Source organism: Streptomyces sp. R28 (genome assembly GCF_041052385.1).
GTDB lineage: Bacteria > Actinomycetota > Actinomycetes > Streptomycetales > Streptomycetaceae > Streptomyces.
In genome coordinates this window covers 7,837,392-7,849,180 of sequence record NZ_CP163439.1, presented here as the reverse complement: position 1 = coordinate 7,849,180, position 11,789 = coordinate 7,837,392, and the positions used below count along the sequence as shown (strand labels likewise).

The following is an 11,789-nucleotide window of genomic DNA, read 5'->3' as shown; positions in this document are numbered from 1 at the left end:
CGCGCGGAAATGCGAGGTGCAGGACCAGATCACCCTCCGCCATACGCCGATCTCAGGCATACACCGATCTCAGGCATACACCAATGTCAGGCATACCCCCCTCAGGCATTCACCGCTCTCGCACATTCACCACATTGACTTTCGTAATGGACAGCCGTAAGACCCAGCCTCCTACGAGAGACACAGCCCCCACGAGAGAGTCGAGATGACGACGCAGACCAGGGACACCGCAGACGGTTCGGGGACGGAGACAGACATGTCCGTCCATCCGCTCGCCCAGCCGACGGACGCCGACGCGCGGCAACTGCTGGCGTGGTTCGCCCGGTGCCGGGCGGAGGCGCCGGTGTTCTGGGACGAGTCCCGTCAGGCGTGGCAGGTTTTCCGCTACGAGGACTACCTCACCGTTTCCACCAACCCCCAGTTGTTCTCGTCGGACTTCTCTCCGGTGTTCCCGGTGCCCGAGGAGCTGGCCCTCCTGATGGGCCCGGGTACGTTCGGCGGCATCGATCCCCCCCGGCACGGGCCGTTGCGCAAGCTGGTGTCGCAGGCGTTCACGCCTCGCCGCATCGCCCGGCTGGAGGGGCGGATCGAGGAGATCAGCCGCGAGTTGCTGGGGAATCTGCGCGACAGGGACCGGCTGGACGTGGTGAGCGACATGGCGTACCCGCTGCCGGTCATCGTCATCGCCGAACTGCTGGGGATTCCGGCCGAGGACCGGGATCTGTTCCGGGAGTGGGTGGATGTCATCCTCAACAACGAGGGACTGGAATACCCGAATCTGCCCGACGACTTCGCGGAGACGATGGGGCCGGCCATCAAGGAGTGGTCGGACTATCTGTACGCGCAGATCGCGAAGAAGCGCGCGGAGCCGGCCGACGATCTGATGAGCGGGCTGATCGAGGCGGAGGCCGAGGGGCAGCGGCTGACGGACGAGCAGATCGTGAACATCGTGGCGCTGCTGCTGACCGCCGGTCATATTTCGAGTGCCACTCTGCTGGGGAATCTCTTCCTGGTCCTGGACGAGCATCCGCAGGCTCAGGAGGAACTGCGGGCCGACCGGTCCCTGATTCCCGGTGCGATCGAGGAGACGCTGCGCTACCGCAGTCCTTTCAACAACATCTTCCGGTTGCTGAAGGAGGACACGGAGATACTCGGTCACCCCATGAAGGCGCATCAGATGGTGATCGCCTGGAGCGCCTCGGCCAATCGTGACGGTTCCCATTTCCCGGAGCCGGACCGGTTCGACCTTCGTCGGAGCGCCAACAAACACATGGCGTTCGGACACGGTATCCACCACTGTCTTGGGGCGTTTCTCGCCAGGCAGGAGGCCAAGGTGTTCCTGGACCTCGTCCTGGACGAGTTCACCGGCTACCGCCTCGACCACGAGCGGGTGGAGTTCTACGACGCGGATCAGCTCACGCCTCGTCACCTTCCCGTTCTGGTGACGCGCTCCTGATCCGGGCGGCCCATTCCATGACGAGGATTCCCGCGGGCCGACGGCCCATGAAAGGCATCATTCTGGCCGGCGGCAGGGGCACCCGGCTGCGTCCCCTGACCGGGGCGCTGTCCAAACAGCTGCTGCCCGTCTACGACAAGCCCATGATCTACTACCCGCTCTCCGTGCTCATGCTGGCGGGGATCCGGGACATCCAGATCATCACCTCGAAGGCGCATCTGGAGATGTTCCGTGTGCTGCTGGGCGACGGCAGCCGTATCGGAATCAGCGTCGAGTACGCCGAGCAGGAGGAGCCCAGAGGCATAGCCGAGGCGCTGCTCATCGGCGAAGAGCACATCGGTGACGATCCGGTGGCACTCATCCTGGGCGACAACGTCTTCCACGGGCCGGGTTTCTCCTCCGTGCTCGCCGCGAGCGCGGCGCGGCTGGACGGCTGCGAGCTGTTCGGCTATCCGGTGAAGGACCCCCGGCGCTACGGCGTCGGCGAGGTCGACGCCGAAGGCCGGCTGGTGTCCCTGGAGGAGAAGCCGGCGAAGCCCCGTTCCCATCTCGCGGTGACCGGCCTGTACTTCTACGACAGCGGCGTCGTGGACATCGCCCGGCGACTGACTCCCTCGGCGCGGGGTGAGCTGGAGATCACCGACGTCAACAAGGTGTATCTGGAGCAGGGCCGGGCCCGGATGACCGAACTCGGCCGGGGCTTCGCCTGGCTGGACATGGGCACGCACGGCTCGTTGCTCCAGGCCGGACAGTACGTCCAGCTCCTGGAACAGCGTCAGGGTGTGCGGATCTCCTGTATCGAGGAGATCGCGCTGCGGATGGGGTTCATCGATCCCCAGCAGTGTCATGAGCTCGGTCGTGAGCTGGAAAGCTCCAGCTACGGCGAGTACTTGATGGACGTCGCCGAGGCGCACATGACCGGCCCGGCCGCCTAGCCCGCTTCCCCTCGTAGAAAGGTCCGTGCTCCCATGCGCCTGCTGGTCACCGGCGGGGCGGGCTTCATCGGCTCGCACTTCGTCAGACAACTGCTGACCGGGGCGTATCCGGACCTCGCGGGGGCGCGGACGGTGGTGGTGGACAAGCTGACCTACGCCGGCCATCTGGCCAACCTGGACCCGGTCGCGGACGATCCGTCGCTGGAGTTCGTGCACGCCGACATCCGGGACGCGGACGTGATGGCCCGGGTCATGCGCGGTGCGGACATCGTCGTCCACTTCGCGGCGGAATCACATGTGGACCGCTCCATCGCCGACGCGTCGGCGTTCGTCGAGACGAATGTCGACGGTACCCGCACGCTCCTGCAGGCCGCGGTGGAAGCGCGGGTGGGCCGGTTCGTCCACGTCTCCACGGACGAGGTGTACGGTTCGATCGCCCGCGGGACGTGGCGCGAGGACCAGCCACTGGCGCCCAACTCGCCGTACGCCGCTTCCAAGGCGGCGTCGGACCTCCTCGCCCTGGCCTACCACCGCACGTACGGACTGCCGGTCGTCGTCACCCGCTGCTCCAACAACTACGGGCCGTACCAGCACCCCGAGAAGGTCATACCGCTCTTCGCCACCCACCTGATGGACGGCCTGACGGTGCCGCTGTACGGCGACGGCGGCAACAGCCGGGACTGGCTGCACGTGGACGACCACTGCCAGGGGATCCGGCTGGTGGCGACCGGTGGCCGCGCCGGCGAGGTGTACCACATCGGCGGGGGCACCGAGCTGACCAACCGGCAGCTGACGGAGCGGCTGTTGCGGTTGTGCGGTGCCGACGCCTCGTCGGTGCGCCGGGTCACCGATCGGCCGGGGCACGATCTGCGGTACGCGCTGGACATCGGCAAGATCGCGGGTGAGCTGGGATACGCCCCGCGCACGGACTTCGCGACGGGGCTGGCCGACACCGTGCGCTGGTACGCGGAGAACCGCTCGTGGTGGGAGCCGCTGAAGAAGGCCGCGCAGGAGGTCCGGAGCCCGCACTGACCGCGATCCCCACCCCGACGCCCACCACCCGACGCGCCGTCCCGGACAGCGGTCCACCGACCGCGAGGAGCTGCATCCGCCGTGAGTACCCGTCCCGCACCACCCGTTTCCGGAGCCCTGTCCCCGGCCGGTCACCCGGACGAGGGCCTGTGGGTCCGCCGTTACCACCCGGTGCGGGATCCGCAGCTGCGCCTGGTGTGCTTTCCGCACGCCGGCGGGGCGGCCACCGCCTTTGTGTCCCTGGCACGGGGCCTGGGCGAGACGGTGGAGGTGCTGGCGGTGCAGTACCCGGGCCGCCAGGACCGCAGGCACGAGCCGTTCATCCCCTCCGTCGCCGGACTGGTGGAGCAGGTGCTGCCGGAGCTCGGACGCTGGACCGACCGTCCGCTGGCGCTGTTCGGGCACAGCATGGGCGCCACGGTCGCCTTCGAGGTCGCGCGCCGGCTGCGGGACCTCGATGCGGGCCTCCCGGTCCACCTGCTGGTGTCGGGTCGCCGTGCGCCGACGGTACGCCGCCGGGACGTCGCGCACCTCCTCGACGACGAAGCGCTGATCGCCGAGGTCGCCGGGCTCGAGGGCACCGACGCCGCCGTGCTGCAGGACGAGGAACTGCTGCGGATGGCGCTGCCCGCGATCCGCAACGACTACCGTGCGGCCGGCACGTACGAGTACGTTCCCGGCCGTGCCCTGGACTGCCCGGTGACCGTGCTCACCGGCGACCGGGATCCGAATGTTCCGCTGGAGGAGGCGCGCGCCTGGCAGACGCTGACCACGGGCCCCTTCGCGCTGCATGCCTTCCCCGGCGGCCACTTCTATCTGAACGACCGGATCGACGACGTGTGCCGGACCGTCACCCGGGCGCTCACCGACACGGTGGCCGGGCGCACGGCGGCCGTTCGCTCCGCGGCTCAGCGCCCCGCGGCTCAGCGCCCGACGGGGCGCCCTGAGCACGCGGCCAGTCCCGCCGACGCTGCGGAGACCGCTCGCCGCATTCGGGGCTCGGCACGGGCCGACGACAGTCCGGTCACGTCGTTCGAGGGGGTCACCGACTGGCTGGCCGAACGACTGCGCGCGGGACACTTCGACGTCTCCCGTATCCCCTTCGGGGAGTTGCGGGGCTGGAGTTCCCACCCCGGTACCGGCAACCTCCAGCACGCCTCGGGCCGCTTCTTCACCGTGGAGGGGCTGCATGTGCGCACGGACCGGATGCCCGAGCGGGGCTGGGCGCAGCCGATCATCGTGCAGCCGGAGGTGGGGTTGCTCGGCATCGTGGCCCGGGAGATCGACGGCGTGCTGCACTTCCTGATGCAGGCCAAGATGGAACCGGGCAACGTCAACGTCCTGCAGGTCTCGCCGACCGTGCAGGCCACCCGCAGCAACTTCACCGGGGTGCACCGGGGGCGCCACATCCGGTTCCTGGACCTGTTCATGGGACCGGGCAAGGCACGCGTCCTGGTCGACTCCATCCAGTCGGAGCAGGCCGACTGGTTCCTGGCCAAGCGCAACCGCAACATGATCGTCGAGTTGGCGCCGGACGACGACCTGGACATCGGTGAGGACTTTCGCTGGCTGACCCTGGGTCAGATCCGTCGGCTGCTACGGCTGGACAACGTGGTCAACATGGACGCCCGGTCGATCCTGGCCTGTCTGCCCACGGCCGGTGCCGACGCCGAGGCGTCGGACCCGGTGCACCGGTCCTGGTTCGGTTCGCCGGCGCATGCGCGGCACACTGCGGCCGAGTTCCTCACCTGGTTCACGGGTGTGCGAGCCATGCGGGAACTGGTGCAGAACAGGGTGCCGCTCGACTCGGTGAAGGAGCACGGCTGGTACCGCGCGCCGGACGAGATCGCTCACGAGAGCGGACGCCACTTCCGGGTCATGGCCGCAGAGGTCACCGCGAGCAATCGGGAGGTCGCCTCCTGGACCCAGCCGCTCATCGAGCCGCGGGTGCCGGGCCTGATGGCGCTGCTGGTCAAGCCCATCGACGGCGTCCTGCACGCGCTGGTCCAGGCACGGGTGGACGTCGGGCACCTGAACGTCGCCGAGCTGGCCCCCACGGTCCAGTGCCGGCCGCTGGAGCACACCGGCCCGGGCGGGGCGCCGTACCCGCCGTATCTGGAGCAGGTGGAGTCCGCGCCCGCGGACCGCTTCCGCTACGACGCGGTCCAGTCCGAGGAGGGCGGGCGCTTCTTCCACGCGCAGAACCGCTACGCGATCGTGGAGGTCCCGCCGGACTTCCCCGAGGACGCGCCGGACGACTTCGCCTGGCTGACACTGGGTCAGCTTTCGGGCCTGCTGGCGCACGGCAACTACCTCAACATCGAACTGCGCACCCTGCTGGCCTGCGCGCACACGCTGTACTGACCCGCGTCCGACGGACGGCCCCTGAGCGGCACCTGCGTGCGCATTGCTTAGGCTTGGCTTCGGCTACGACAACAGCGGCACCGGGGGACACCATGCGGAACGATGCGATTCGATACCTTCGGTGTCCTCACTGCTCCGCCACGATGACGATGGTCAACAGCACGCTGCTCTGTTCCCAGAAGCACAGCTTCGACGTGGCGAAGCAGGGCTATGTGAACCTGTTGCGCGGCGCCGCCAAGTTCAGCGCGGACACCGCCGACATGGTCGCGGACCGCGCGGACTTCCTGGCCTGCGGCCACTACGCCCCGATCGCGGAGGCACTGGCCACGCTGGCGCGCGAGACGGCGCCGGCCACGGTGTCCGGGGACCCCGGCTGCGTCGTCGACATCGGCGGCGGCACGGGTTACTACCACGCTCGGGTGGTGTCGGAGTTCCCGGACCGTGAGGGCATCCTGCTCGACATCTCCAAGTTCGCCGCCCGCAGGGCCGCACGGGCGCATCCCCGGATCAGCGCGGTCGTGGCCGACGCCTGGGACAGGCTGCCGTTCGGCGACGAGGCAGCGTCAGTGATCCTCAACGTCTTCGCGCCGCGCAACCCGGTCGAGCTGCGGCGGATCCTGCGTCGGGACGGGGTTCTCCTGGTGGTGACGCCCCAGCCCGGCCACCTGCGTGAGCTGGTGGACGCCCTCGGGCTGATGCGGGTGGACGACCAGAAGGACGAGCGGCTGGCCGACCGGTTCGCCGGACACTTCACCGAGGTGGCCAGGCAGCGGCTGCGCAGCACCATGACGTTGGACCACAAGGCCCTGCCTCAGCTGGTGGGGATGGGTCCCAACGCCTGGCATCAGGACAGCATGCGGCTTGCGGAGCGCGTCTCGCTGCTGCCGGAGCCCTGCGACGTCACGCTCTCCGTCACGCTGACCGCGTACCGGCCGTCGGCGTGACCGCCCCGGGGGCGCCCCGATACACCTGACATACCGCCCAGCCGTTGATCGACATCGAAAAGAACGGGCTGACAGGCTGTCGGAGACCAGGTCGCCGCATCCTGTATCGGGGGTATGGAATGACCGCACTGACACGCGGTAAGGGCGCCCGCAAGAATTCCTCATTACCGAGACTCGGTCTCCGGGACAATGTGTCGGGGATTCTGGCCGCACGCCGTAATCAATTGGGTTTCATCCAGCACGCCGCTGCCCAGGGGGACATCGTCCGCATGCGGTTGGGCGGGATTCCCATGGTCCTGATCAACCACCCTGATTATTTCCAGCATGTACTGGTGGACGATCACGCCAACTACGACAAGGACAATTTCCTCTACCGCGCGGTACAGACCGTGTTCCGGGGTGGGCTGGTGTCCAATCCGGGCGGAGAGTCCTGGCGTGTACGGCGCCGGATGATGCAGCCTTCCTTCAACCGGGGCAGCATCGTCGACTTCACGTCCGGCATGACCGAGCTGACCGGGGATCTGCTGCGCAGGTGGGCGGACCGGAGCGAACCCGGTGCGGTCGTGGACGTCTCCGGCGACATCGGGGATCTCGCCCTGCAGATCGTCCTGCGCTCGCTCTTCGGCGTGGAGTCCACAGCGGACGTCAAAGCGTTCGAGCGGAACTTCCTCGAACTGAACACGATCGTCGGCAACTTCTTCCGGATGCCCTTCCCGCCGCTGGACCGGCGCCCTCGGCTGCGCGCGCTCATCCGGGAGATGGACGACTTCGTCGATCGGCTGATCCGGGACCGGCGGACCGAGACGGACGAGCGGCGTGACCTGTTCGCCGCGCTGCTGAACGCGACGCACGGCCACGACGGTGCGGGCTTCACCCAGCAGGAACTGCTCGGTGAGATTCTCTCCACCATCGTGTCGGGTTACGAGACATCCAGCCATTCGATCGCCTGGGTGTTCTACCGGCTGGCCAGGCATCCGGAAATCCAGAGCCGCGTACAACAGGAAGTCGACGAGGTTCTGCAGGGGCAGTCACCGACCTTCGATTCCCTGACGGAACTGCCCTACACCCGTATGGTCATCGACGAGACCCTGCGGTTGCACACCCCCGCCTGGCAGACGATGCGACGGGCTCTGCGCGACGACGAGATCGGCGGATATCACATCCCCCGGGGGTCGAGCGTCTATCTCAACTTCCTCACCTACCACCGCCATCCGGAGTTCTGGCCCGACCCGGAGCGTTTCGACCCGGAGCGTTTCACCCCCGAGAACACGGCGAAGCGGCCCCGCAATGTGTACCAACCTTTCGGCAGCGGGCCCCGCCACTGCATCGGCAAGTACTTCGCGCTGACCGAGATTCACATCATCACGGCGATGCTCGCGCAGTCCTTCACCGTCACGGTGCCCGCGGGGCAGCCGCCGGTCGGGTTCTCTCCTCTCGTGACCCTGCATCCCCGGGGCGGGATACACCTGCACCTCACCCCCCGGTGACCGACCGCGACCGCGGCGGCACCGCTCGGACCAAAGCCCAGACCACATCGACGAACGGGGAGCCGATGTCCTCACACCCGACCGCGCCCGCCGTGGGCCGGCCGCCCGGTACCCGGGAAGTCCCGACGATCCGGCGCAGGGACGGCATCGGCGGGGTGCTGGCCTTCCGCAAGGACCAACTCGGCTTCCTGAGAGCCGGTCTCGACCGGTACGGCGACATCCTCCGGTTCCGGCCGCTGGGCATTCCCATCGTGCTGGTCAACCACCCGGAGCACATCCGGCACATCCTGGTCGAGAACGGCGAGAACTACGACAAGGACGCGGTGCTCTTCCGGGTGGTCCGGCCGGTGCTTCGGCAGGGACTGATAGCCAACGCCGACATGGACCTGTGGCGCCGACAGCGGCGCATGATGGCTCCGCACTTCACCCCGCGCACGGTCGCCAACTTCGCGCGCAACATGACCGACGAGACCGTGCGGATGCTCCAGGGCTGGGAGCGGCGTACCGCCGAGGTCCTGGACGTCACCGACGAGATCGGCCAGCTCGCGCTGCGGATCGTCAACCGCTCGCTGTTCAGCGCCGAGGTCGGTGCGACGGCGCAGGCGTTCGAGCGGGCTTTCGGGACGGCCAACGCCATCCTGGGCGCGTTCTTCCGCTTCCCGTTCCCGCCGCTGAGCGTCCCGACGCGCCGCAACCGGAAGCTGCACCGGGCGATCGACGAGATGGACACCTTCGTGTCCACCTTCGTCCGGGCGCGGCTGGCGGGCGACGCGCCCACGGGTGAGGACGCCGACCTCCTGACCCTGCTGCTCCACTCGGTGGACGAGGAGGACGGCGAGGGCATGGAGCTGGAGCAGCTGCACCACGAGGTGCTGAACATCTGCATCGGCGCCTACGAGACCACGACCAACACCCTGTCCTGGGCGTTCTATCTGCTCGCCCGGCACCCGGAGGTCGAGGCCCGGCTGCACGCCGAGGTCGACGCCGCCCTGGGCGACCGGTCGGTTCCGTCCTTCGAGGACCTGCCCCGGCTGCCGTACACCCGGATGGTGATCGACGAGACACTGCGGATCTACTCGCCGGCCTACCAGTTCATGCGCAGGGCGCGTGAGGAGGACACCGTCGGCGGATACCGGATCCCGGCCCACACCAACCTCCTGATCAACAGCTACTTCCTGCACCGGCACCCGGACTTCTGGCCGGACCCAGAGCGCTTCGTGCCCGAGCGGTTCACCCCCGAGGCGATCGCGGCCCGCCCCAAGCACGTCTACACGCCGTTCGGGGCCGGGCACCGGATCTGCATCGGCAAGCACTTCGCGCTCACCGAACTGATCCTGGTCCTGGCGACGGTGGCCCGCCGGTACCGGCTGACCCTGCCCCATGCCACGACCGAGGTGGTGCCCGAGGCGCTGATCACGCTGCACCCAAAGGGCGGTATCCACTTACGACTGGAGGAGCGCCGATGACCGGCGAAGCGCCCGACGCCGTCACGCAGGCGGACATACCCGAGCTCTTCTGTCCCTTCCCGCACCGGGTGAACCCGCACGCCGAGCAGGCCCGTCGGCATCTGAGCCACTGGGTGGGCACGGTCGGACTGATCCAGCGGGAATCGGCCAGGCGGCGGTTCGAGCACGCGGACTTCGGCTGGTTCGCGTCGGTGGTCTACCCGACGGCCGACGAGGACCGGATCGCGCTGATGGCGGACTGGTTCGCCTGGCTGTTCCTGGTCGACGACCAGCTCGACGACGGTGACTTCGGCCGCGACACCGAGCACGCGGCACGGGTGGTCGCCGGGATGCGCGCCGTCCTGGAGAGCGCCGACCACGGTGCTGCCGCTGCCCGCCGGACGGATCTGCCGACGGCGGTCTCCTCGCTCGCGGACCTGTGGCGGCGCACCGCGCCCGGGATGCCGGCACCGTGGCGGCACCGCTTCGTGCGGCACCTGGAGGAATGCCTCACCGCGGCGGCGGTCTGGGAGGCGGGCAACCGGGTGCGAGGCGTCGTCCCCGAGGAGGACGACTACATCGCGAACCGGCGTCACACCGGCGCGATCTACGTGTGCATGGACCTCGTCGAGGTCGTGGAGCGCCTCGAGGTGCCGGTGGGTGTGTACGACAGCGAGGAGTTCCAGGAGGCACTGGACGCGGCCTGCAACGTCGTGTGCTGGACCAACGACATCTACTCACTGGAGAAGGAACGTTCCCTCGGGGAGGTGCACAACCTGGTGTACGTCGTGCTGCACCACCGCGGGCTGGACGGCCGGCGAGCCATGTCCCATGTCTGCGAGGTCACATCGGCCGAGACCCGGCGCTTCCTGGCGCTCGAGGAGCGGTTGTTGCGTCGGCACCCGGAGCACTCCGGCGTGCTCGTCCCGTACGTCCGCGGCATGCGCACCTGGATCCGCGGCAACCTGGACTGGTCGAGCCGTACGAAGCGGTACCGCGCGCAGCCGGGCGCGTCCGTGCCGCAGCCCGCGTCGTACCTGGAGCAGGACCTGGTGGTGGCCGAGCGATGACCACGGCTGCCGGCACGACGCACACGACGGACCCATGGCAGATACTGCGCCAGGCCGGTGAGCTCACCGAGCCACGGATCCGCGCGGCACTCGACCGGCTGGGCGAGCCGGTCCGCACGGTCGCCCGGTATCACTTCGGATGGTGCGACGCCGAGGGCCGACCCACCGACGCCGGGTGGGGCAAAGGACTGAGGGGCGCGCTGGCGCTGGGCGGGGCGGAGGCCCTCGGCGGTTCCGTCGAGGCGGCGCTGCCGGCGGCCGCCGCGCTGGAGCTGGTGCACAACTTCTCGGTGCTCCACGACGACGTCATGGACCAGGACGCCACCCGGCGGGGCCGCCCGGCCACCTGGACCGTGTTCGGCAGCGCCCAGGCCGTGCTGACCGGGGACGCACTATGGGTCCTGGCGATGCGGGAGTTGGCCGCCGCCCCGCCTCCCGCACGGTGCGCGGCCGCTGTCGATGAGCTGTGCCGGGCGCTGCTGGAGCTGGTCTCCGGCCAGGGGTCCGACCTCGCGTTCGAGGAGCGGACCGATGTGGGGCTGGAGGAGTGCCTCGCCATGGCGGCGGGCAAGACCGGGGCCCTGTTCGCCGCCGCGTGCGGGCTCGGCGCGCTGGCTGCCGACGGCACCGCCTCCCAGGTGGAGGCCCTTCGGGGCTTCGGTCACCATCTGGGCCTGGCGTTCCAGCTCGTGGACGATCTGCTGGGCATCTGGGGCGACAGCCTGACGACCGGCAAGCCGGTGGGGGCCGACCTGCGTCGGCGCAAGAAGTCCCTGCCGGTCGTCGCGGCGCTGTCCAGCGGCACGCCGGCCGGCCGGCGGCTGGCCGAGCTGTATCACCACGAGCGTCCGATGCGGTCCGCCGATGTGGTGCGGGCGACCGCGCTGGTCGAGGAGGCCGGCGGACGCAGGTGGGCCGAGCGGGAAGCGGCCCGTCAGCAGTCCATGGCCCTGGACCGACTGGCCGAGGTGGCCCTCGACGCGCGGGCGGCACAGGGCCTGCGGTCGCTGGTGGACCTCGTCACGCACCGCAGCAGCTGACCTGCGGCCGGCCGGG

The 11,789-nt window shown here is 69.2% G+C and carries 9 protein-coding genes; all 9 read left to right on the top strand.

Translation table 11 applies throughout. The features are described from left to right. Positions 1 to 256 precede the first annotated feature (256 nt). The 9 genes from AB5J49_RS35220 to AB5J49_RS35180 all read left to right on the top strand — a co-directional run bounded on the left by AB5J49_RS35220 (position 257) and on the right by AB5J49_RS35180 (position 11,773). Entirely contained in the window at positions 257 to 1,456 is a 1,200-nt protein-coding gene (locus AB5J49_RS35220; protein WP_369172893.1) for a cytochrome P450, read from the top strand. A gap of 47 nt (positions 1,457 to 1,503) precedes the next feature. Beyond that, positions 1,504 to 2,391, top strand: a complete 888-nt coding sequence (gene rfbA / locus AB5J49_RS35215; RefSeq protein ID WP_369172892.1) for a glucose-1-phosphate thymidylyltransferase RfbA — start codon at positions 1,504 to 1,506, stop codon at positions 2,389 to 2,391. 33 nt (positions 2,392 to 2,424) lie between these two features. Continuing rightward, entirely contained in the window at positions 2,425 to 3,423 is a 999-nt protein-coding gene (gene rfbB, locus AB5J49_RS35210) for a dTDP-glucose 4,6-dehydratase (protein WP_369172891.1), read from the top strand. Between the two features lie 81 nt (positions 3,424 to 3,504). After that, complete coding sequence (locus AB5J49_RS35205) at positions 3,505 to 5,787, top strand: NDP-hexose 2,3-dehydratase family protein (RefSeq protein WP_369172890.1); 2,283 nt, start codon at positions 3,505 to 3,507, stop codon at positions 5,785 to 5,787. Positions 5,788 to 5,879: 92 nt separating this feature from the next. Further along, entirely contained in the window at positions 5,880 to 6,731 is an 852-nt protein-coding gene (locus AB5J49_RS35200) for a putative RNA methyltransferase (protein WP_369172889.1), read from the top strand. A gap of 44 nt (positions 6,732 to 6,775) precedes the next feature. Continuing rightward, the gene (locus AB5J49_RS35195; RefSeq protein ID WP_369172888.1) at positions 6,776 to 8,218 is read left to right on the top strand and encodes a cytochrome P450; all 1,443 of its coding nucleotides are present in this window, start codon (positions 6,776 to 6,778) and stop codon (positions 8,216 to 8,218) included. 65 nt (positions 8,219 to 8,283) lie between these two features. After that, entirely contained in the window at positions 8,284 to 9,684 is a 1,401-nt protein-coding gene (locus tag AB5J49_RS35190; RefSeq protein WP_369172887.1) for a cytochrome P450, read from the top strand. Further along, complete coding sequence (locus AB5J49_RS35185; protein ID WP_369172886.1) at positions 9,681 to 10,733, top strand: terpene cyclase; 1,053 nt, start codon at positions 9,681 to 9,683, stop codon at positions 10,731 to 10,733. Before AB5J49_RS35190 ends, AB5J49_RS35185 begins: the two co-directional genes overlap by 4 nt. Beyond that, positions 10,730 to 11,773, top strand: a complete 1,044-nt coding sequence (locus AB5J49_RS35180) for a polyprenyl synthetase family protein (protein ID WP_369172885.1) — start codon at positions 10,730 to 10,732, stop codon at positions 11,771 to 11,773. Before AB5J49_RS35185 ends, AB5J49_RS35180 begins: the two co-directional genes overlap by 4 nt. The last annotated feature ends 16 nt before the right edge of the window (positions 11,774 to 11,789 follow it).

Coding starts and splice junctions, on each gene's coding strand:
- AB5J49_RS35220 (WP_369172893.1), top strand. CDS start 257: ATGTCCGTCCATCCGCTCGCCCAGCCGACGGACGCCGACGCGCGGCAA.
- rfbA (WP_369172892.1), top strand. CDS start 1,504: ATGAAAGGCATCATTCTGGCCGGCGGCAGGGGCACCCGGCTGCGTCCC.
- rfbB (WP_369172891.1), top strand. CDS start 2,425: ATGCGCCTGCTGGTCACCGGCGGGGCGGGCTTCATCGGCTCGCACTTC.
- AB5J49_RS35200 (WP_369172889.1), top strand. CDS start 5,880: ATGCGGAACGATGCGATTCGATACCTTCGGTGTCCTCACTGCTCCGCC.
- AB5J49_RS35190 (WP_369172887.1), top strand. CDS start 8,284: ATGTCCTCACACCCGACCGCGCCCGCCGTGGGCCGGCCGCCCGGTACC.
- AB5J49_RS35185 (WP_369172886.1), top strand. CDS start 9,681: ATGACCGGCGAAGCGCCCGACGCCGTCACGCAGGCGGACATACCCGAG.
- AB5J49_RS35180 (WP_369172885.1), top strand. CDS start 10,730: ATGACCACGGCTGCCGGCACGACGCACACGACGGACCCATGGCAGATA.